Annotated in this window: 16 protein-coding genes; 9 read left to right on the top strand and 7 right to left on the bottom strand. The window is 49.0% G+C overall.

The window, feature by feature from the left end:
- Positions 1-220 precede the first annotated feature (220 nt).
- The 4 genes from pstB to pstS form a co-directional block, all read right to left on the bottom strand.
- On the bottom strand, positions 221-1,027 hold the full coding sequence (gene pstB / locus H6F68_RS24705; RefSeq protein ID WP_190433493.1) for a phosphate ABC transporter ATP-binding protein PstB: 807 nt from the start codon (positions 1,025-1,027) through the stop codon (positions 221-223).
- Between the two features lie 271 nt (positions 1,028-1,298).
- A complete protein-coding gene (gene pstA, locus H6F68_RS24700) occupies positions 1,299-2,189 on the bottom strand; it encodes a phosphate ABC transporter permease PstA (RefSeq protein ID WP_190563139.1) in 891 nt (296 codons plus the stop codon).
- Positions 2,190-2,255: 66 nt separating this feature from the next.
- Positions 2,256-3,209 (bottom strand): phosphate ABC transporter permease subunit PstC, encoded by a 954-nt coding sequence (pstC, locus tag H6F68_RS24695; protein ID WP_190433491.1) that lies wholly within the window; start codon positions 3,207-3,209, stop codon positions 2,256-2,258.
- A gap of 75 nt (positions 3,210-3,284) precedes the next feature.
- Entirely contained in the window at positions 3,285-4,421 is a 1,137-nt protein-coding gene (pstS, locus tag H6F68_RS24690) for a phosphate ABC transporter substrate-binding protein PstS (protein WP_190563137.1), read from the bottom strand.
- A 930-nt stretch (positions 4,422-5,351) separates the two neighbouring features.
- On the opposite strand from pstS, the gene H6F68_RS24685 reads away from it, so the two are divergent.
- A complete protein-coding gene (locus tag H6F68_RS24685) occupies positions 5,352-8,666 on the top strand; it encodes a PAS domain S-box protein (RefSeq protein WP_190563135.1) in 3,315 nt (1,104 codons plus the stop codon).
- Here the strand turns inward: H6F68_RS24685 and H6F68_RS24680 are convergent.
- On the bottom strand, positions 8,663-10,144 hold the full coding sequence (locus H6F68_RS24680; protein WP_190563132.1) for an MFS transporter: 1,482 nt from the start codon (positions 10,142-10,144) through the stop codon (positions 8,663-8,665). The genes H6F68_RS24685 and H6F68_RS24680 overlap by 4 nt on opposite strands.
- A gap of 95 nt (positions 10,145-10,239) precedes the next feature.
- Positions 10,240-11,517, bottom strand: coding sequence for a hypothetical protein (locus tag H6F68_RS24675; RefSeq protein WP_190563130.1), 1,278 nt, complete (start codon positions 11,515-11,517; stop codon positions 10,240-10,242).
- A gap of 203 nt (positions 11,518-11,720) precedes the next feature.
- Between H6F68_RS24675 and H6F68_RS24670 the strand changes: the two genes are divergently transcribed.
- Both H6F68_RS24670 and H6F68_RS29170 read left to right on the top strand, forming a co-directional pair.
- Positions 11,721-12,257 carry a phosphoribosyltransferase gene (locus H6F68_RS24670; RefSeq protein ID WP_190563128.1) on the top strand — a complete coding sequence of 179 codons (537 nt, stop codon included), beginning with the start codon at positions 11,721-11,723 and terminating at the stop codon, positions 12,255-12,257.
- Positions 12,258-12,332: 75 nt separating this feature from the next.
- Positions 12,333-12,764 (top strand): hypothetical protein, encoded by a 432-nt coding sequence (locus tag H6F68_RS29170; RefSeq protein WP_242065644.1) that lies wholly within the window; start codon positions 12,333-12,335, stop codon positions 12,762-12,764.
- A 28-nt stretch (positions 12,765-12,792) separates the two neighbouring features.
- Here H6F68_RS29170 and H6F68_RS24660 read toward each other — a convergent pair whose 3' ends face one another.
- A complete protein-coding gene (locus tag H6F68_RS24660) occupies positions 12,793-13,764 on the bottom strand; it encodes an AEC family transporter (RefSeq protein WP_190563126.1) in 972 nt (323 codons plus the stop codon).
- Between the two features lie 113 nt (positions 13,765-13,877).
- Between H6F68_RS24660 and H6F68_RS24655 the strand changes: the two genes are divergently transcribed.
- The 6 genes from H6F68_RS24655 to zwf all read left to right on the top strand — a co-directional run bounded on the left by H6F68_RS24655 (position 13,878) and on the right by zwf (position 21,535).
- Entirely contained in the window at positions 13,878-14,690 is an 813-nt protein-coding gene (locus H6F68_RS24655; RefSeq protein WP_190563123.1) for a D-alanyl-D-alanine carboxypeptidase family protein, read from the top strand.
- Between the two features lie 48 nt (positions 14,691-14,738).
- Positions 14,739-15,446, top strand: a complete 708-nt coding sequence (locus H6F68_RS24650; RefSeq protein WP_190563121.1) for an ATP-dependent Zn protease — start codon at positions 14,739-14,741, stop codon at positions 15,444-15,446.
- Between the two features lie 96 nt (positions 15,447-15,542).
- Positions 15,543-16,997, top strand: coding sequence for an ATP-dependent DNA helicase RecQ (locus H6F68_RS24645; protein ID WP_190563119.1), 1,455 nt, complete (start codon positions 15,543-15,545; stop codon positions 16,995-16,997).
- 511 nt (positions 16,998-17,508) lie between these two features.
- A complete protein-coding gene (gene fbp / locus H6F68_RS24640; RefSeq protein ID WP_190563117.1) occupies positions 17,509-18,576 on the top strand; it encodes a class 1 fructose-bisphosphatase in 1,068 nt (355 codons plus the stop codon).
- A gap of 74 nt (positions 18,577-18,650) precedes the next feature.
- The gene (tal, locus tag H6F68_RS24635) at positions 18,651-19,796 is read left to right on the top strand and encodes a transaldolase (protein WP_190554888.1); all 1,146 of its coding nucleotides are present in this window, start codon (positions 18,651-18,653) and stop codon (positions 19,794-19,796) included.
- Positions 19,797-20,005: 209 nt separating this feature from the next.
- Entirely contained in the window at positions 20,006-21,535 is a 1,530-nt protein-coding gene (gene zwf / locus H6F68_RS24630) for a glucose-6-phosphate dehydrogenase (RefSeq protein WP_190563115.1), read from the top strand.
- Positions 21,536-21,580: the final 45 nt, after the last annotated feature.

Genomic DNA, 21,580 nt, shown 5'->3' with positions numbered 1-21,580 from the left:
AATGTATTACCGAAAAAGAACAGGATTAAATCAGAAAATTAAAGTTAATCCTATCTTGTATCGGTACTAGGGGATCACCTTCCTAAGAGATAGGTATTGAGAGCAAAGACGAAATTGCTCTCAAAAAAAATAATCCAGACAAAAAAGATTGCTGGATACAGTTAAATGCAAATATTTAATCTCGTTAGGGCTGAAGCTTGGCGCTAGCAATGATTAATGATTACCCGAAACGACCGCTCACATATTCCTGAGTAATCTGCTGTTGTGGACTTTGGAAAATGATTTCGGTGCGATCGTATTCAACTAGATAACCACTGCGCCCGCCTTTCTCGTTTTCCTCAACGTTGAAAAAAGCCGTGCGATCGGAGGCCCGAGACGCTTGCTGCATATTGTGCGTCACAATTACGATCGTATATTGCTGCTTCAACTCCTGCATTAAATCTTCGATGCGGAGGGTTGAGATGGGGTCCAAGGCTGAAGCAGGTTCATCCATCAAAATAATATCTGGTTGCACGGCGATCGCACGGGCAATACACAACCGTTGTTGTTGCCCACCCGATAAAGCTAAGCCGCTCTCTCGCAGTTTGTCTTTAACTTCGCCCCAAAGCGCTGCCTGTTTGAGAGATTGCTCAACCAATTCATCCATATCCCCTTTATAGCCAACGAGTCGAGGACCAAAGGCGACGTTGTCGTAAATTGATTTGGGGAAAGGATTGGGCTTCTGAAATACCATGCCAATTCGGCGTCTAACTTCGACCGGATCGACTTCAGAGGCATAGAGGTCCTGAGCGTGGTAGTAAACTCTACCATCGGCCTTAAATCCCTTAATCAAGTCGTTGAGACGGTTGAAACAGCGCAGCAGGGTGCTCTTACCGCAGCCAGAAGGGCCAATAAGAGCTGTAATTTGGTTTTTGGCAATATCCAAGGAAATATTGCGGAGGGCGCGGAAGCTGCCGTAATAAACGTTCAGGTTTTCTGCACGTAAAACGGTATCCGTCTGACTGGCAATGGGACTATGAGTATGCATAAAGTTAACCCGAATGGATTAGTTCGCCTCTAATTAGTTGAAATGATTCAGAATGTTTCTATTCAAATGCAAGCTAGCAACTTACCTCGCACCGTCAGGCGTTGCCACCAAATGTAGTTATCCAATTAAGTCATAAACTTGAAACCCAAATTTCCGGGTATAGCCAACTCTTAAAGCAGGCGATCGCAAACATTCCTGAGGACGCACAGATATCTTACATTCTATTCAACCTTTCTTTTCGTGTGGCTGAGTAAAATTCATCAATCTGGGGTTAAGCCTTACGTCGAGTCAGCCAACGAGCCAAGATGCTAGTGACTAGTACCAAAGCCACGAGGACTAGGGAGCCTGCCCAAGCTAGCTCTTGCTGATTCTTGTAAGGCGTAATGGCATAGTTGAAGATCAGAACAGATAGGGTGGGAGTTGGTTGCATCACGCCCCGCGCCCAATACTGACTAAATAAGGCGGTGAAAATTAGGGGTGCGGTTTCTCCGGCAGCCCTAGCCACCGACAGCATCACCCCAGTCAAAATTGCTGGGATCGCCGCGGGCAAGACGACACGGGCTACAGTTTGAAATTCAGTGGCTCCTAACCCCACAGCAGCCTGGCGAATTTCATTCGGCACTGATTCTAGTGCCTCAGCTGCAGTTCTAACCACGATTGGCAACATTAGAACGGCAAGAGCGACACCTCCAGCCAGGGCAGAGAAAGTGCCTGTAGTCAGCACCACGACACTGTAGGCAAAAACCCCAACCACAATTGAAGGGACACCACTGAGGACGTTGTTAAAGAAGTCAACCCAAGAAGCGAGGGTGGTATCTCTAGCAAATTCTGAGAGAAAGATCGCGCCTAAAATTCCGGCAGGGATGCTAATGGCGGCTCCAATGCCGACAGTGAGCAAGGTGCCCAGAATGGCATTGCCAAATCCGCCTCCTTTGACGAGTGGTGGAGGTGGCAATTGGGTGAATAAATCTAAGCTCAGGCGATCGGCTCCATTGAGAATGACATAGGTCAGCACTGCCACCAAAGGCAATAAGGCGATCGCGGCGGCAATAAACACCAACCCAGTCATGGCGGCGGAGAACAAAGTCCGAGGTGAGGTCCGAGACCGCATTAAGCTGCGCGGCGAAAATGGAGGCGGTGAAGGAGTGGGGAAATCAGCCATATAAGCGACTACTTGCTAGATCTCGATTTTGACTAAATCTTTAAGTGAGCCAATTCAGCCTCAATACTAAAGGCTCTGCCTCATTGAGCGGACCAAGAGTTCAGCCAGAATATTGACTACCAGCGTTAAGGCAAACAAAATTAAGGCGGTGTACATCAGTGACGAAATTTGCAGCCCTGATGCCTCAGCAAATTGATTCGCCAAGAGTGAGGCGATCGTGGTGGCTGGAGAGAAAATTGATGGGCTGACCGTGTTGGCGTTGCCAATCACCATCGTGACCGCCATTGTTTCACCCAAGGCTCGGCCCAATCCCAGCATCGTCGCCCCAACAATGCCAGAGAAAGCGGAAGGTAGCATGACTTTGAAGATGGTTTCCCAGCGAGTCGCGCCCAAACCATAGGAAGCTTGCCGTAACTCAGAAGGCACCGCCACTAAAGCATCGCGGGAAATAGCTGCAATGATCGGCAGAGTCATAATAGCCAGGATGACTCCTGCGATGTACATCCCCGGTCCCCGTGGAGGGGTGCTAAAGAAGGGAACCCAGCCCAAGTGCTGGTGCAGCCAAAGAGCCAGTTTGCCGACCAAAGGAATGAGGACAAAAATGCCCCATAAGCCATAAACAACACTGGGAATGGCTGCGAGCAACTCAATGAGAAATACCAAAGGCTGCTGGATGCGGGGTGGCAAAAAATCCTCGCTGAGGAACAGAGCCACGCCTACACCGATGGGTAACGATAGCAACAGAGCAATAAAGGAGCTGACTAAAGTTCCGTAGATCGATGGCCAAGCTCCGTACTGATCTTCAACCGGATTCCAGGCGCTAGAGGTCAGAAAACCCAAGCCAAATTGCTGGATTGCAGGCCAGGACTGGTTGGCAACCTGCCAGGCGATCGCCAATAGCGTTAAACCAATTGCCACTGCAAAGAAGCCAGTGAGCCACTTAAAGCCAATATTCACATACCGGGAGATTGGAGACCGTTGATGAATTGTCTCCTGAGAATCTCTGACCAGCAAAGTCATGATTTCCTCTACTAATTAAAGACGTTCCGTAGGTACTGAAGAGCTACCTACGGAAACTAAATAGCACCAAATAGCTTATTGTGCCGGAGTTGCAGCGGCAACCTTAATGGTATCAAGAGTTGCGACAACTCGGTTGGCCAGCTCATCGGGTAGGGGCACATAGCCTAACTCCTGAGCATACTGGTCGCCATTAGAGAGTGCCCACTTGACCATGTTTTTCAACGCATCTGCTTTGGCTGGGTCGTCGTACTGGCTGTAAACCAGCAACCAGGTCAAACCATTAATGGGATAAGCGTCTTTAGCTTCTGGATCAGGAATCACCAGAGAAAAGTCTTCTGGAACGGTCACGCCAGCAAATGCTTTTGCAGATGCTTCAGGGCTAGGTGCAATAAATTCACCCCCCTTATTTTGTAGCGTAGCTGATTTGAGGTTGTTCTCTTTGGCGTAGGAGTACTCGGTATAGCCAACTGCACCGGGAGTTTGCTGCACCTGAGCGGTGACACCTTCGTTGCCTTTAGCACCGACAAAGCCAGCGGGCCACTGTACAGCTTTAGAGGCACCCGCAGTCCAATTGGGGCAAGCTGCTTTCAGGTGAGTTGTAAAGATAAAGGTGGTACCGCTACCATCAGAGCGGTGAACAAAGGTGATGGGGTTGCTGGGTAGATTTACACCAGGGTTGTCTTGGACAATCTTGGGATCATTCCAGGTTTTAATATCGCCTTGCACAATGCCGCAGTAGGCTTCGCGCGATAGCTTGAGGTTGTCAACGCCATCTAGATTGTAGGCAAAGACAACAGCACCACCTGTCATAGGAATTTGAATGGCTTGGCCCCGCTTAGCCGGAAATCCTTGCCGCTCATCTTCTTTGAGGGGTGCGTCTGAGGCTCCGAAATCTACTGTTTCGGCCAAAAACTGCTTAACGCCAGCACCACTACCAACCGACTGGTAGCTGATTTCAACAGTGGGGTTTTGCTTCTTGTACTCAGAGAACCAGCGCTGATACAAGGGAGCGGGGAAGCTAGCGCCAGCGCCACTTAAAGCAATGGTTTGACCACCACCTGCATTGCCGTTGGCGGCAGTATTGCCAGCGGGTGCGGGGCTGCTACCTTGAGGACCGCTGGGGGGAGTTTGTTGGCAGGAAGCCAAACCGACCGTCAGGGCGATCGCGGAAGTCAGAAAAGCTCGATGAGCAAAGTTAAAGTGAAGCGCCATTGTCAGGTTCGGAGTAATTTTGCTGGACTGCTTATTTAGCAAACGAGAAAAGAATACAACTAAAGCGTAAAGATAAGGTTAACAAGGGGATTGAAATCTCTAGAAGCTTGCGATGGAACTAAAAATCAGCTTTTGTTTTTTGGCATAGCTGGTGACAGTTAGAGAGTTGTTAGATCTGTGGCTTTTGAATTTATGACCGAGCGAAGGAGTGAGCCAGCCTAAATGAATTTGCTCTTTAAATATTTCTCTAAAGGGATAAATTGAATTCCGCAACTCAGTGTTCTGGCACAAGGATTCCTAAAATGGTGAATTAATTAATATTGGAACAGATGTGTTGAAATAAAACCAGAAGAATCAAATCCTAGTTAAAGAAAATAATTCCAGTTTAACAAGGATGTAGATAAAGAACTCTTTGATTAATCCTGATGGATTTAGATCTGATTTAAGGTTGGCGGAAAGCTAGGAAATGCGATCGCTTTGACGTGAGTCATTTCTTATTTCTAGATCTGTAAAAGAGCTGTAAATTGTTTCTTGATTGGTGCTGGATAGCGTTAAGGAATCGGCTTACCCCTGCACGATGTTTCTAGCACAATGCCTCTACAGAAGCTTTGACTGCCAAATTAAGCCTAAAAACATAGAATTTGCCTCTGGTGCTTGTGGCAAAACAACATGCGTTGCCTGCCCCGCCGCAGAACCATTCTGCCTAGCTGCCACAAGACGTAGTAAAGCCAGTTAAACTAATAACTCTTGGTGATGCTATTTACATGGCGAGCAGAAATCTTTAAGAAATATTTGTTAACTGACTCAGATTGAGGCGTCTAGTTGAGAGATTGTTAAGCTCAAAGTCGTTACTATGGGCAGCACGATTGAGCTGAAGCTGATGATACATACCCAGTCAAAACTGTCTTCCGCATCCCACTCGCACCTCTTATGCGAACTAGTGAACAAATTCAAGCAGAAATAGAAGAACGGTTAGGTTTTTTTCCACCTTTCTTTGCCGCTGCTCACTCAACCCCTGAGATCCTGGAGACGCTTTGGCAGCAGACTTTGTCTGCCTATCTGAATAATCCTTTGCCGACTTTAATTAAAGAAAAACTTTCAGCTTATCTGTCACGTTACTGTGCCGTACCGTATTGCCTCATTTGCCACAGTTGCAGCTTGCAGCCTTTAGGCATGTCAGCCTTGAATATCCTTCAGTTATTAGAGTCTCCGCCTCCCACAGAAGCAAGGATTAAGTTTTACATTAGTGTTCTAGAAGCCCAGCCTGCGACTTTAACAACTTGGCCTGATTCGGGCTCGTTGTTAGAAGAGAGCATTTTTAGCAGTGCAGTTTATATATTCCTCAGCTTGGATGCTTCTAAGGCTTGCTGCAACCAAATGCAGCGAGTGTTGGGAACTCAGTACTACAACCACCTGAGTGCGTTTTTGGCTTATTTGAAGCTGTGCCATGTTTGGGTAGAAGCGCATCCCGAAGTGACGTATGAGCTTGATCAGCGGGCGCAAAAATATTTAGCTGCACTTTTGCAGGACGCTCCTCGCCTGAATCGGTTTTTTCGGCAGTATCGCCAACAGATCACGACAGAAACTCAAAATCATGAGCAGCAGCTTTTGATCGAGATTACTCAGCGGCAGCACATTGAGGCGGTGTTACAGGAAACGAATCAGGTGTTGCAGGCCTTGATCCATGCGGCACCCTCAGCCATTATTGCCTTGGACCAAAGGGGAAAGGTAAAGCTTTGGAATGCCGCAGCGGCAGCTATGTTTGGCTGGAAAGGGGCAGATGTGGTAGGTCAACCACTGCCGATTGTGTCCGATGCTGGACAAGCAGAATTTCAACAGCTTTATCAAGACATCTGCCAAGGAAAAACGGTCACTGGGTTACAGGTGCGCCGTCAACGACAAGATCATTCACAGATAGACCTGAGCCTCTCTGCGGGACCGCTTTATGACGTTGAGGGGCAGCTCAATGGGACGATCGCGGTGATTTCAGATGTGACTGAACAAAAGCGATCGCAGGAGTTGCTAGAACGCCTCAGTCATCAGAACCACTTGATTCTCAACTCAGCGGGAGAAGGGATCTATGGCTTAGATCTGCAAGGTCACGTTACTTTTGTGAATCCTGCTGCTTCCAGAATGGTCGGTTGGGAAGTAGAAGAGTTGATTGGTCAGCCGATGCATGCCACGATTCATCACTCTAAGCTAGATGGCACACCTCATCTAGAGAGTGACTGCCCCATTTATGCCGCTTTCAAGGATGGGATGGTGCGACAAGGCATAGAAGATATCTTTTGGTGTAAAAATGGCACTTCATTTCCGGTGGAGTACACCTCCATGCCCATTCGTGAGCATGAAGTATTGGTGGGTGCGGTAGTTACGTTCAAGGACATCACTGAACGCAAACGGGCAGAAGCCCAACTTCAACAACAAACAGAACGCGATCGCCTACTTGCTGATATGGCTTTGCGAATTCGGCGATCGCTGAATCTGAATGATATTTTGCAGACTGCTGTGGCTGAGACACGAAATCTCCTGCAAATTGAGCGAGCCGCCATTTACCGAATTATTCCGGATCAACCTGGGCAATTTATTGTGGAATCCGTGGCTCCAGGCTGTCTATCTGTTCTGGGGATCGAGCTGCATGATCCTTGTTTTGATGTGGATTACAGTCACCAATATCAACAGGGACGAATTTCTGTCGTCGATGATATCTACCAGACAAGCTATCTATCTTGTTACTTAGAATTTTTAGAACGCATCCAGATTCGAGCTAACCTCCTAGTGCCGATCGTGTCTAACGATCAGCTTTGGGGGCTGCTCTGCGCTCATCAGTGCTCTGCTCCCCGACACTGGGAACCGTTTGAGATTGACTCCCTGCAAAGGCTGGTAACTCAGCTCGCGATCGCCATTCAACAATCGGAACTTTACGAACAGGTGCAACGCTTAAATGCTCGCTTAGAGCAGCAAGTGGTAGAACGCACAGTGCAATTGCAGCAAGCCTTAGATTTTGAAGCCACGCTGAAACGGATCACCGATAAGGTCCGCGATAGCTTGGATGAAGACTACATTTTGAGTACAGCTGTCAAGGAATTAGCACAAGGCTTAGGGGTGCCCTGTTGTGATACCGGACTCTACAATGCCGACCACACAATCTCTACTATCAGTCATGATTACAGCCCTGGCCCCTCAGCCGTAGGCCAAGTCATTCAGATGGCTGATCGACCAGAAGTGTACTATCAGCTTTTACAAGGTCAGCATCTTCAGTTCTGTATCTACGAGGGTTTAACGCTACGTCCGATCCAAGTTGCAGCGACCTTGCTGGCTTGCCCGATTCTGGATGACCAGGGAGTCCTAGGAGATCTCTGGCTCTTTCGATCCAGTGGTTCAGTCTTTAATGAGCTGGAAATTCGCTTAGTGCAGCAAGTGGCTAACCAGTGCGCGATCGCCATTCGCCAAGCCCGCTTATACCAAAGATCGCGAACCCAGGTCGCCGAACTGGAAATGCTGAATCGGCTGAAGGATGACTTCCTCAGTACCGTGTCTCATGAGCTTCGCACTCCCATCTCCAACATGAAAATGGCGATTCACATGCTGCGGATGGCTCCCAGCGCCGAGCGGCAAGAACGCTACTTACAAATTTTGCAAACTGAATGTGCCCGTGAAGCTGAGCTGATCAACGACCTGCTAGATTTACAACGTCTGGAAGCTGCGTCTTATCCCCTTTTTGTGGTGGAGTCGATCGATTTGCAGCATTGGCTGCCCGAACTTCTAGAGCCATTTCAGACGCGATCGCAGCAGCATCACCAGGTTTTGCGCCTAGAGTTCTTGTCTCAGCCACCTACTTTAATCTCGGACCGAGCGAGTTTAAGCCGAATCATTGCCGAGTTGCTCAACAACGCCTGTAAGTACACGCCGTCCAAAGGCCAAATTGTTGTACAGGTTAACCACCAGCCCCAGCCCAAAAACTTGTCAGCAGGGATCAATGCCAGTGTTACTTTGGCAGTTCGCAATCAGGTGGAAATCCCAGCCGCCGAGCTACCCCGGATTTTTGAAAAATTCTATCGCGTGCCGAATGCTGATCCTTGGAAACAAGGGGGAACAGGTTTAGGCTTAGCCTTAGTACAACGACTGGCGGAGCGCTTGAAAGGAACGATCCGAGTCGATAGTGGTGGGGGATGGACCACGTTTTTGTTAGAGTTGCCGACTCAGCCTAGCCAGGAAGCGATTGAAAGTATTGAAGGTACTTAAATTTCTTCAGAAGCTTCAGGACCAGCACTTTTACCGTGGTGGGCTTTGCGCTCCTGTAGCTTCAAGAGAATCTCAGCGTGAACTTCGCGAGTAATTGGATAAAAATACGCTAACCCTAATCCCAGCAGCAAAAAAGCTAAGGGGAGAGGACCAACTAAGCAGCGAATGGCAAATAAAGCCGACTCAGGTTGTTGGGGTGCCTCCTGTCCTGCAACGGTGGCAATAAAACCAGAGCCATCCAAAACCTTACCGACCATAAACAAGCCGAAGGCTAAACCGATTTTTTGCAGCAGCACCATAAAGCCGTAGAAGATGCCTTCTCGTCTTTGCCCGGTTTGCAACTCATCGAGTTCAATTACATCTGGCATCATTGACCAAGGAATCAGATAGGCTGTTGAGACCCCAAACCCTGCGAGAAAAGCCAGCACAAACATTAGCGCTGTTTGCCCCGGTTGCAGGAAAAAAAGTGCAACTTCAGCAATGATCCACAAGCTCATGCCCATGAAATAGACCGCCTTCTTGCCTAGATGCTTACTCACTCTGCTCCAGACAAACAGCATGATCAGGGCAGTCACTTGAATGACCAGCACGACCTGAGTGAATGTTTCCTGAGAAAGGCGCATCCAGTGGACGACAAAGTAAGGAATAACCGCGACTGTATTTTGCACGGCGATCCAAGAGCAAAGGTAGATGCCAACTACAAACAGAAAAGGGCGATTGCGAAAGACAATGCCCAGTTGTTCTAAGTAGGGCAGCGGCTCTGTCCCGTCGCTACTAGCTTGGCGCTCTCTCTCAGTAACTGCGACTCGTTTTCGGGTACCCCAAACACACCAATAGAGTGGTAGAACCGATAAAACGGTGCAAACCCCTGCAAGCACGAGATATTGCTGAGCAGGATTTCCTTGAACCACCTTGAAGATGGCCAATGCCAACACTAGCGAGAGAATGCTGCCACCAATAGAGAAGGCAAAGCGGAAACTGTTGAGGTTGGTGCGCTCGTTATAGTCTTGGGTCAGTTCTGGTGTTAGAGCAGTATAGGGTAGGTTAACTGCTGTATAAAACGTATTGAACAGGATAGAAATGCCCACGTAATACCAGAACAGCCCCCACTGGTTGGTCACAGGGTTGCTACTAAAGCGCGGGATCAGCCACTGTAAAAAGAAGAAAATCCCAAAAGGGATGGCTCCAAAAATCATCCAAGGATGCCGACGGCCCCAACGGCTTTTAGTGCGATCGCTCAGTGTCCCTACGACTGGGTCGTTAACCGCATCCCAAACTTTGCCAATCATCAAGATATTGGCAGCCAACCCTGCTCCCAACCCTGCCACACTGGTAAAGAAGTACAACAAAAATACGCCTAGTAAATTTGCTGTAATGGCAGGCCCTAAATCTCCCGCTCCATAGGCCAGCTTGGTACTCAAGCTCAGCTTTTCTTCTGCGGGAGTCGCAGCATCGGTAAGGGGAGACGGATCATTCATAACAGTTGGCATCGACGAGAAAGAGCAACCTTGGTATGGAATAAAACAAGATAACTGTCCGAGCACCAAGGGTTTATCAAAACTATCAGAAACTATCAGATTTTTTGCGCTTTGGCACGATAAGTTAACGGTAAAACTAGACCTTTAGTTTTACGAGCAGGTCGCTCTAGTGCCTGGCTGAAGCTCAGCGTCCAAGTTTGAGTTGGAGAAGCTCGATAAATCCACTGAGCGTGGGGACAAATGCGAGATTGCGGAGTGACTATAGTAGACACTGGCTCAAAAGTATTAAGCGCTTTGGTACTTAGTACCTTTTGAGTGAATTCCAAATCGAGCATTAAGTAACCTGCGGTTCGCCATTGCTGAGCAAACCCAAACAAAATATCTCCACCCTCTCCATTCCAGAAAGCAAGTGAGGTTCCTAAATCGTCATCAAAAGTTCGGGGATTAAAGAGACAGACATTTTGCTGGGGTAAGTCCGTGTAAGCTCGGCGCATTTTGCTAGCCGCATCCAAAGCAGCCAGGCGAAGATAAGGTTGGCGGATCGATTGCCAAAGTGGTTGCAGTCCTGCGTGCTCAGGCTTAGCTAGCAGATCTGTTCTCCGAATCAAGTCGGCAACCAACCAACTTTCCCAGTTCAACGCTGCTTGAAAAGACTGGCGGTAGTCGTGCTCCAGCAAACGTTGGTGCCAAATGGGCGGTAACTGCTGCATTTTCCGGAGGCTACCCGCTTGGATTCTAGTCATGATTAGCGCCACGACTTGGCTGTTTAGCTCTGGGCGATCGCGCAAGCCTTGGGTCAGCCTCCAACTTGCTTCCAGATTGGCGATCGCTGTCTCAGTTTGGCCGAGCCGATTTTTCTCTAGAGCATCAATAGCCAGCAGACGTTGTAGCTTCACAAAGCCAGCAAAGTTCGGGCGAACTTGAGTCGCATTGGGGCGGGACATAACTGAGGCCCACTGAGGTACTTCACCTTGTAGCCCTTGCTGACGGATGGCATCTAGGGTGTCGGCATGCGCCCATAAATATTTTTGTAAGGGTGGGGGTAGTGGCTCCACTGCATCAGTGGCATCTTCTAACTGCTTGTCTAAAAATTCTTGCAGTTCTGGCTGAATCGCCTCAAATTGCTGGACTGCTGTTGGAGTTAGGCGATCGCTTTTGGCACCCAGCAGATTGATGCCTAACCTAGCGCTTAATACCTCTAGCTGCAAAGCCGTACGATTAGGAGCAGAATCAGCAAATCGAGTTGTAAAAACTTGCCACTGTTGCTGCGATTGTTTTTCTTGCTTAGCCGCAACCCAATTGGCAGCCCATAGACAGGCGATCGGCAAACTAGCAAAGCCCAAACAAAGCCATAAAAGTATCTTTTTTCGCATCTGTACTTAGCCGTGGGCGAGCAGAAACTTCTGAGAGGTCAGCTTAGGATTCCCAGTGTCACGATTGTCCGTATGCGTCCCAAATTGAATTGTGATGGTAGGGTCGTGGCAAAAGGGAGACTAGCAAGCTCAGAAATTCCTGAGTGAGATGGGGTTAAGAGTTGTATCATGCTCTTCATTCTTACTGCTTAATTGAATCAATCATGGTGGATCTTCACGTTTCTTGGACCGAGTATTATCAAAAAATTGAAGCATTAGCTGCTCAAATTCATCAGTCAAATTGGCAATTCAATCAGATTATTTGTCTAGCTAAAGGTGGTTTGCGCGTCGGTGATATTCTGTCGCGAATTTATAATCAACCTTTAGCAATTTTGGCCACTTCATCTTATGGTGGGCTGAACAATCAAGTGCGGGGTTCGATTACGTTCTCGCGTGACTTAACCATGACAACTGCCAATTTGGGTAGCCATATCTTATTAGTAGACGACTTGGTAGATTCTGGAGTAACCCTAGAGCGCACCTTAACTTGGCTCGATCGCAAATACGGTTTTTATGTAGAAGAAGTACGAACAGCGGTGCTTTGGTATAAGGCTTGTTCCACCGTTGCGCCGGATTATTACGTAGACTACTTGCTCGACAATCCTTGGATTCATCAGCCTTTTGAAAAGTATGAGCAAATGAACCCCAGTGAACTAGTAACTCCAGCGATCGCGCCTCCGGTTAATCGTCAAGCTCAATAAATGTCAGTGAATTTCAGGAATTGGAGTTGCGAACTGTGAAGGGGCTACAAACCAGCTTGATAGACTGAAATCACAATGTCGGATAAAAAGCCGGGCAAAAGGCCAGACAAAAGCGATCGCTTGGAGAAGCCAGCTGTGCCAGATCACGCGAGTCATATAAAGCGCTTAGGTGGGTACTTAGTGGAAGCTGGCTTGCTGTCACCTGGGCAGATAGATGTGGCCTTGAATGATCAAAAGCTAACTGGAATGCGCTTTGGTGACATCCTGGTGACAAGGGGCTGGGTCAAACAACAAACAATTGAGTATTTGATGCAGAAAGTAATTGTCCCAGAACGCCAAGCTTCATTACAAAGACGCAAGACTCAAACTCACATTTCACCAGATCAAGTAAATAAAGCATCCCAGTCTCCATCAGGCGCACCCAAAGAGAGCCGACGCGAAGTGCCAATTACTAAACCCTTACCAGCCGTCAACAGCAGTGGTGAAGACGTCAGTTGGGTGGGGTAAATGACCCATCCTGCTTAGCTAGCCAAGGCTACTGAAAGAGCCATAACCAAATGGGCAAAGTAAACAAGAGGCCCGTAGAACCCACTGCTAGAGCCGTGACGGCTAAGTCACGATCCAAATCATAGGCTTCAGCAATCACAAGGGTGGCGAAAGCAGGCGGCATGGCCATCTGCAACACAATAACTAACTGAGCAGGACCCTGAACCCCAACCAGCCATAGCCCCAATCCCAGGAGAAATGGCACTACTAACATTTTGATGCCAAGGCTAATAGAGGCAAGGCGTAGACTGCGCCAAGAAGACAATTGGCTGAGTCGCATCCCAATCAGAATCAAGGACAGAGCTACATTGCTCCAAGCTGCTATCTGTAAACTTTGCTCTAAAAGCGGAGGTAAAAGCACTGCTCGAAACGTTAACCCCAACCCCAAACTCCAAAGGGCGGGATTTTTGCCGAGAGCTTGGGCTAGCCACCCATAAGGCTGCACTCCCATTCCATAACGAGCCGCCATAACGACTCCTAGTCCGTAAGCTCCTATCGTGGTTCCTAAGAGATCGTAGAACAATGCCCAAGCAAAGTATTTGGACCCGACCAAAGTTAGGGTGACAGGATAGCCTAGATAACCTGTATTCCCGACCATAGCAGCGAGTATGAAGCTGCCTCGGGTGGGTTTACTCGGATGAGGCTCGTTTAGATCAGGTTTGCTGAGATCAGGTTTGCTCAGGGCCAAAGCCTGGGGTTGGTGTTGCAACCAAAGCCAAGCTAGACCTGCTCCCAAAAAAATTGCGGCCCAGGCAGTCACAGGAGCAATCCAAATCGGTCCACTCAAACTAGCGCGCCGCAAAAACGCCACAATGCTAATTGGCACCCCGATCCAGAAGAGAAACTTTCCTAGAATGCTCATAGTCGCTGGAGGCAGCCGCTGACCCAGAGCTAGCCCCAAAAACACCCATCCGATCAGGGGTAAATAAAGTTTTAGCAGGCTGATTCCGAGGCTAGGCATAGCGGGATCAAAGCAAAAAGACTGGACTGTCGATTGATCGGCTCCGGTCTACAATTTTTAATATTGCAATCGGTTTAGTTGTTATGCTGCGACCTCAAGGCAGGAGTTGAAATTTGAATAACCCCGATCTGCCTGGAAAACCACCGCAAGCTCCTGCGTCATTGGGCGATATCCCGGAAGCAGTGCGGGAAACCCCAGAGATTCAACCTCAGCCTAAGCTGCCTCGACAATGGCTCATGGGAGCGGCAGGCGGGTTAGGCGCGATCGCGCTCTTAAGTAGTGTTTGGCTCGTCTCTCAATTTCAAAAGCCAGCCCCTTCTAGTCCAGGTGCTAATGCTACAGCCCCCTCACCCCAAACAGAGCCAACTGTCGGTCCGAATGGAGAGACTTTGTTGGGGCATTTGCCTTATCCAGAAGCACCTGCCGCAGAGCTAGAACCTCTGACAATAGATGGCAATATCAAGTTAAGGAAAGCAGCAGCAGCAGCCTTTGAGTCGATGGTAGCAGCAGCTCAAGCAGACGGTGTGGCACTCGTACCGATTTCGGGGTTTCGCTCCCTAGCAGACCAACAGCATGTCTTTTTTGATATCAAGGCAGAACGCGGGCAGGATGCGACCAAGCGAGCGGAGGTGAGTGCGCCACCGGGCTACAGCGAGCACCATACAGGCTATGCGATTGATGTTGGTGATGCTAATGCTCCAGAGACTAACTTGAGTACGAGCTTTGAAGAAACTACAGCTTTTCAGTGGCTCAAAAACAATGCTGTCCGCTATAACTTTGAGATTTCTTTTACCAAAAATAATCCTCAGAACGTGAGTTATGAGCCTTGGCATTGGCGCTTTGTGGGCGATCGCGCCAGTTTAGAAACTTTTTATAAGGCGAAAAATCTGGCACCTGCTCCCAGTAATACCAATAGCCCTCAGTAATCTTGAGTAGTCTTGAGTCGTCCTTAACTTCATGGTTCCGTCAGCCGCATGAATCAAATCACGCTTAACTTGGTTGCTATTTCTGTGTTTACCGTGACGATGACCAGCCTCCTAGGACCGCTCGTCCATCTCTCGCCCCTAGTACCTGCGATCGCGGTAGTGGCGCTGATGAGCTTGGTCACGGTGGATCGCTTTGCTTGGCAAGGGACAGGTGGCACCTTGGTAGTGGATTGGTTTGCCAGGCGATCCCCGGCCCATCGCGATCGCGTGATTCATCACGAAGCAGGACATTTTCTAGTCGCTTATTTGCTCAATATTCCAATCACAGGCTATGCCTTAAGTGCTTGGGATGCTTTCAAACAAGGCCAAGCAGGTCAAGGCGGAGTCACCTTTGACTGTCAAGAACTAGATACAGAGTTACAACAAGGCACCCTTTCCGCCCAACTCCTAGAGCGCTACTGTACGGTTTGGATGGCGGGAGGTGTGGCAGAAACGCTGGTCTATGGCGATGCCGAGGGAGGCGCAGATGACCTGCGAAAGTTCCGTACTATTTGGGTCCAACTGCGCCGTCCACAGCGAGAAGGACAAGAAAAAGAACGATGGGCTGTTCTAAAAGCTCGAAATTTATTGCAACAGCATCAAGAAGCTTATACAGCTTTGGTAGAAGCGTTAAAACAACAATTGAATGTGGCAGAGTGCTACCACGTTTTGGAACAACATCGTCCGAACCTAGAAGCTACAGCAATCAATCCTTAGGTTCTTTGCTAGCTCGCAGCCTCAACTCTAGTTCTGGGCATGCTAAGCCAGGGTGCGTTCCTGTACAGGTACAGGTATTCGATCGCGAGCGGAGTCATGAATTTAGTCCAACCCAGTCTCTGGAACCAAGCTCAGCAAACGTTAGAAGAAGTTTGGGGTTACTCGGCATTTCGACCGTCACAAGCTGAAGTTGTGCAGAGCTTGTTAGCCCAACGAGACTCCCTGAGCATCATGCCGACCGGGGGTGGTAAGTCAATTTGTTTTCAATTGCCAGCCTTGCTGCAACCTGGGTTGACATTAGTGGTTTCTCCCTTAGTAGCGCTGATGGAGAACCAAGTACAAGAACTGCAACAACGTCGCCTGCCTGCGGCGCTGCTCCACAGCGAACTGCCGATTCGACAGCGCAAACAAACGCTGTGGGCGCTAGAACAACAAAAGCTGCGGTTGCTGTACCTCTCGCCAGAAACTTTGTTGAGTCCCGCTGTCTGGGAGAGAATATGCCAACCAAACTTGAAAATCAATAGTTTGGTACTCGATGAGGCTCATTGTCTAGCTCAGTGGGGAGACAGCTTTCGACCTGCTTACTACCGCCTCGGTGCCGTCCGTCCAGCGCTGCTCCGAACCAAGCCACCGGGCACTCGGATCGCGATCGCAACTTTTACCGCTACGGCTGATCCCCAAGCTCAAAAAACTATTCAACACATTCTGCAACTACGCCAACCACAGGTGTTTCGCTGCAATCCCTACCGAGATAATTTGCACTTGTTGGTCAAGACCGCTTGGACTCCACGAGGCCGCAAACAGCAGCTCTTGCAGTTTATTCAAGCGAGACCGCAGCAAGCAGGTTTAGTGTATGTCCGCACTCGGCGCGATAGTGAGAGCTTGGTCACTTGGCTACAGCAAGAAGGCTATGCCACTACTGCTTACCACGCCGGGTTAAGCCCAGAGGAGCGTCGCGCCATTGAGCAAGCTTGGTTGCACGGACACACCCAATTTGTGATTTGCACCTCTGCTTTTGGCCTAGGGATCAACAAGCCAGATTGTCGCTGGGTAATACATTTTCACGTTCCCTTCTTGCTCTCGGAATATGTGCAAGAGATTGGTCGAGCAGGACGAGACGGGGAACCTGCAATCGCCTTGACCTTGGTGAGCGAACCCACTGGGTGGTTAGATTCAGGAGATAAACAGCGGCGTCAATTTTTTGCCGATAAGCTGCGATCGCAACAGCAAATTGCTAGCCAATTAATCCACAAACTTCCTCGCCAAGGCACCGTAGAAGCCGTATCACGCCAGTTTCCCGATGGAGCGATCGCCCTCTCTTTGTTGCAAGCTGCTGGACAACTGCGTTGGCAAGATCCCTTTCATTACGCGATCGCCTCTACTAGTCAAAATTCCACCACTTTGAATCAGCTCCAGACTCAAGCGATCACTCAAATGACAGATTACCTGGGTACTCGGCAATGTCGCTGGCAGTTTTTGTTGAGCGCTTTTGGCTTCGCTGCAGAGGCAACTAATTTGCGGTGTGGGCACTGCGATCGCTGCCAAGGTTGACTTTCATTCCGCTTCAGGGATTAAGGTGTCTGCCAGTACAGGTTCAAGTTTTGCTTTGCAAAGCGTAAAACTTTGTATTTTGTAGCAGAAGTGACTGTTACACCTCCCACTGGCTGGCTTAGCATTTGACAACTTAGAGAAAACCTCTGGGCGGGTGCCGCTGACTGTGCGCAACACTAGTTAGACAATTCACTCTCTAGAATAGGAGTAAGAGACGTAAGTGATTGCTCACACCTAAGTTACACACAGGGTAGAAGCAGCAGGCTCTCCTTGGGCTGGCTGTTAATAATCACAAAAGCGAAAAAGCATGCTCGCAGTCGGCTGAAGTGGGACCCTCACAGCGGTCGCTACCTGAGTCGTGAAACTGTGAATACTTTTATCTCAGTTTCTGTAGTTTACCTAAAGTCAGATTTCAGTTTGGGAATCCCTCTCTAATATAGAAGGCAGAAATAGCCAGGTTTTGAACTCAGTGAGTTCTTTACTAACACTCACTAGATCAGGAGGAGAAGACGTGGTTGATGCTCAACAACCTTTGGTACAGGGAGAACGTAGCCTGGACCGCGATTGCACGACTTTATCCCGCCACGTATTACAGCAATTACATAGCTTTTCCGCCGATGCTCAAGACTTGAGCGCTATCATGGGTCGGATTGGCTTAGCGGCAAAGCTGATCGCTCGTCGTCTCAGTCGCGCTGGGTTGATGGAAAATGTCCTGGGGGTTACAGGAGACATCAATGTCCAGGGAGAAACGGTCAAGAAGATGGATGTCTATGCCAACGAGGTCTTCATCTCTGTGTTTAAGCAGAGCGGACTGGTTTGCCGCCTCGCATCTGAGGAGATGGAGCAGCCTTACTACATCCCAGAAAACTGTCCCATTGGGCGCTACACGCTCCTTTATGACCCAATTGATGGTTCTTCTAATGTAGATATCAATATCAATGTCGGCTCCATCTTTGCCATTCGCCAACAAGAAGGGGAAGATGATGGTACCGCTAGTGATCTACTCCAGAGCGGGCAGAAGCAGATTGCTGCGGGTTATGTGCTCTATGGCCCTAGCACGATGTTGGTCTATTCAATGGGAACCGGAGTACATGCGTTCACACTTGATCCCAGCTTAGGCGAGTTTATTTTATCGAACGAAAACATTCGCATTCCTGACCACGGCCCTGTTTACAGCGTCAACGAAGGTAACTTCTGGCAATGGGAAGAATCAATTCGGGACTATATCCGTTATGTGCATCGCCATGAGGGGTATACGGCTCGTTATAGCGGTGCCTTAGTCGGAGATATTCATCGCATTTTGTTCCAAGGCGGTGTTTTTCTCTATCCGGGCACAGTGAAGAAGCCAGAAGGTAAGTTACGCCTCCTGTATGAGACTGCTCCGCTCGCTTTTTTGATAGAGCAAGCAGGGGGAAGAGCTAGCGCTGGCACTCAAGACATTCTTGATGTAGTGCCTAACAAACTGCATGCTCGTAGCCCCCTAATTATTGGCAGTAAAGAAGATGTGACGCTAGTTGAATCTTTTATTCAGGAGCGCGATCGCGAACAAGACGAAAGGCTGATGGCAGCCAAACGATAACTGGCTACTCTGCAACAAAACTGAGTTGCGTTGTTGCTACCACAAGAAATTTAAGGAATTAAATAAGGACTGTTATGACCACAAACCATTTACTAGAAATCAAAGATCAAGGCCAAAGTATTTGGATGGATAACTTGGCCCGTGATTTGATTCAATCCGGTGAACTGAAGCGGTTGATTGAAGAGCAAGGGATTCGCGGACTCACTTCCAACCCAGCCATTTTTGAGAAAGCGATCATCGGCAATGCTATGTACGACGCTGATATTGAAGCGGGAGTGCGGGCTGGCAAACCGCTCCAAGAGATTTACGAATCTTTGATCTTTGATGACATTCGGAATGCTTGCGATATCTTTCGCGCCGTGTACGACGAGTCCGGTGGCCTAGATGGCTACGTCAGCATTGAAGTGCCTCCCACGATCGCTAACGATACGCAAAAAACCATCGAAGAAGCCCGTCGTTATTACCGTGAAATTGGTCGTGAGAACGTCATGATCAAGATCCCTGGAACCGCAGAAGGTCTACCCGCCGTTGAGCAGGTGATCAGCGAAGGGATCAACGTCAACGTGACGCTGCTGTTCTCAGTTGACAGCTACATCGAAACCGCTTGGGCTTACATTCGGGGTCTAGAAAAGCGAGTGGCTGACGGTGGTGACATTAGCAAACTAGCTTCAGTTGCCAGTTTCTTCCTCAGCCGCATTGACATCAAAGTGGACGAAGCGATTGATAACCAACTGAAGGCAGGGGTCGATCGCCTCGAAAAAGAAGCCAAGCTAAGAGCCGTGAAAGGTAAAGTAGCGATCGCTAATGCCAAGATTGCTTATCAAGAATACAAAAAGATCATCCAAACTGACCGTTGGAAAGCCCTGACAGAAAAGGGTGCGAATGTGCAACGTCTGTTGTGGGCGAGCACCGGGACCAAGAACCCCGACTATAGCGATGTCATGTATGTAGATGGTTTGGTGGGGCCAGATACCGTCAACACCCTACCCCCCAGCACCATTGATGCTTGTGTGGATCACTGTGATGTCGCCAGCCGCATCGAAACTGACGTGGATCATGCATATACCCTGATTGAGAATCTGAAAGATCCCGACATCAATATCGACCTTGATCAGGTCATGACCGAACTGTTACATGAGGGGCTTGATAAGTTTGTTCAACCCTTCCACTCGCTGATGCAGGCATTGGAAGAAAAAATCAATCTTCTCTCTCCTGTGTAGAAAGCGCTGGCGGTTGGCTTCTAGTAGTTTTTGATAATTGGCGGTTAGCTGTGGGCAATTACCTAGAGCGATCGCCTTCTGGCTCCCTTTAATTAGAACACTCCATCAGCCTCTCGGATTATTAGGAGTTTCTCAAGCTAACCGCTAAGCGCTAACAGCCAATCGCTAACCACTAACTCTTAACTCATTAATTAATCACAAATTCTAATATGGTGACTTTGCTCGAGAATCCTCTGCGCGTTGGTTTGCAGCAGGAACGAATTCCTGAACCCCTGATTATGGTTATTTTTGGCGCCTCAGGGGATTTGGCGCAGCGCAAGTTAGTGCCCGCTATCTACCAACTCAAGCGAGAACGGCGACTACCCGCTGAAATGACCATTGTGGGAGTGGCTCGTCGGCCTTGGAGTCACGACTACTTCCGCGAACAAATGCGCGAAGGAATCGATCAGTTCTCCGATGGGGTAGGCTCGGAAGATGCTTGGCAAGATTTTGCTCAAGGCTTGTTTTACTGCTCTGGTGACATTGATGATCCAGATAGTTATCTCAAGCTCAAAGAATTTTTAGGGGAGCTTGATGGCAAAAGAGGCACTAGAGGCAATCGCGTCTTCTACTTAGCGGTTTCTCCCAAATTCTTTGGAGAGGCAATTCGGCAGTTGGGCACAGCCAACATGTTGACCGATCCCCAGAAAAGCCGCTTGGTGATCGAAAAACCCTTTGGGCGGGACTTAGGCTCGGCCCAATCTCTCAACCAGGTAGTGCGCCAGGTTTGCAAGGAAGAGCAGGTCTACCGCATCGACCACTACTTGGGTAAAGAAACCGTTCAAAACCTCCTCGTGTTTCGCTTTGCCAACGCCATTTTCGAGCCATTGTGGAATCGTCAGTTTGTCGATCACGTACAGATCACAGTTGGCGAGACGGTAGGGGTTGAAGATCGGGCGGGCTACTACGAAAGCTCTGGGGCGCTGCGAGATATGGTGCAAAACCACCTGATGCAGCTGTTTTCACTCACGGCAATGGAAGCTCCCAACTCTCTTGATGCCGACAGTATCCGCACAGAAAAAGTCAAAGTGATTCAGGCGACGCACTTAGCCGACGAGCATAACCTAGAGTTTTCCGCAATTCGGGGGCAGTACACAGCCGGATGGATGAAGGGCAAGCAAGTGGCGGGTTATCGCGAAGAGCCAGGAGTTGATCCGAACTCAACCACGCCCACTTATGTCGCCATGAAGCTAGTGGTCGATAACTGGCGCTGGCAAGGAGTGCCCTTCTACTTACGAACTGGGAAGCGGTTGCCCAAGAAGGTGACAGAGATTGCCATCCAGTTTCGAGAAGTGCCATTTTTGATTTTCCAGTCGGCTACGCAGCAAGCAAACCCCAACGTGCTGGTGCTACGAATTCAACCGAACGAAGGGATTTCTCTGCGCTTTGATGCCAAAATGCCAGGGCCGAGCTTGCGAAGTCGCTCAGTGGATATGGATTTCCAATACGGCTCTACCTTCGGTGTTTCCAACGCTGATGCTTACAATCGCCTATTGCTGGATTGCATGATGGGGGATCAAACCCTGTTTACTCGCGCGGATGAAGTGGAAGCAGCTTGGCGAGTCGTGACTCCCGCGTTGACGGTTTGGGAATCTCCCACTGACCCCACCTCAATCCCTACTTACGAAGCGGGTACGTGGGAACCAGCCGAAGCCGAATTGTTGCTGAACCGCGATGGCCATCGTTGGCGGAGGCCGTAGTTTTTTGGTAGCCAGCGCATCGAGAGCACTGAACTACATCTCTAA

This window comes from Trichocoleus sp. FACHB-262 (assembly GCF_014696035.1).
Classification (GTDB): Bacteria; Cyanobacteriota; Cyanobacteriia; order FACHB-46; family FACHB-46; genus Trichocoleus.
Note: the sequence above shows the minus strand (reverse complement) of the source record. Positions and strands in the feature narration are given on the sequence as shown.

Bases quoted from the DNA above. Each gene is read 5' to 3' on its own strand.
- H6F68_RS24660 (WP_190563126.1), bottom strand. From the start codon at position 13,764: ATGCCTAGCCTCGGAATCAGCCTGCTAAAACTTTATTTACCCCTGATC.
- zwf (WP_190563115.1), top strand. From the start codon at position 20,006: ATGGTGACTTTGCTCGAGAATCCTCTGCGCGTTGGTTTGCAGCAGGAA.
- H6F68_RS24670 (WP_190563128.1), top strand. From the start codon at position 11,721: ATGGTGGATCTTCACGTTTCTTGGACCGAGTATTATCAAAAAATTGAA.
- H6F68_RS24685 (WP_190563135.1), top strand. From the start codon at position 5,352: ATGCGAACTAGTGAACAAATTCAAGCAGAAATAGAAGAACGGTTAGGT.
- H6F68_RS29170 (WP_242065644.1), top strand. From the start codon at position 12,333: ATGTCGGATAAAAAGCCGGGCAAAAGGCCAGACAAAAGCGATCGCTTG.
- pstS (WP_190563137.1), bottom strand. From the start codon at position 4,421: ATGGCGCTTCACTTTAACTTTGCTCATCGAGCTTTTCTGACTTCCGCG.
- H6F68_RS24645 (WP_190563119.1), top strand. From the start codon at position 15,543: ATGAATTTAGTCCAACCCAGTCTCTGGAACCAAGCTCAGCAAACGTTA.
- H6F68_RS24650 (WP_190563121.1), top strand. From the start codon at position 14,739: ATGAATCAAATCACGCTTAACTTGGTTGCTATTTCTGTGTTTACCGTG.
- pstB (WP_190433493.1), bottom strand. From the start codon at position 1,027: ATGCATACTCATAGTCCCATTGCCAGTCAGACGGATACCGTTTTACGT.
- H6F68_RS24680 (WP_190563132.1), bottom strand. From the start codon at position 10,144: ATGAATGATCCGTCTCCCCTTACCGATGCTGCGACTCCCGCAGAAGAA.
- H6F68_RS24675 (WP_190563130.1), bottom strand. From the start codon at position 11,517: ATGCGAAAAAAGATACTTTTATGGCTTTGTTTGGGCTTTGCTAGTTTG.
- tal (WP_190554888.1), top strand. From the start codon at position 18,651: ATGACCACAAACCATTTACTAGAAATCAAAGATCAAGGCCAAAGTATT.
- pstA (WP_190563139.1), bottom strand. From the start codon at position 2,189: ATGGCTGATTTCCCCACTCCTTCACCGCCTCCATTTTCGCCGCGCAGC.
- pstC (WP_190433491.1), bottom strand. From the start codon at position 3,209: ATGACTTTGCTGGTCAGAGATTCTCAGGAGACAATTCATCAACGGTCT.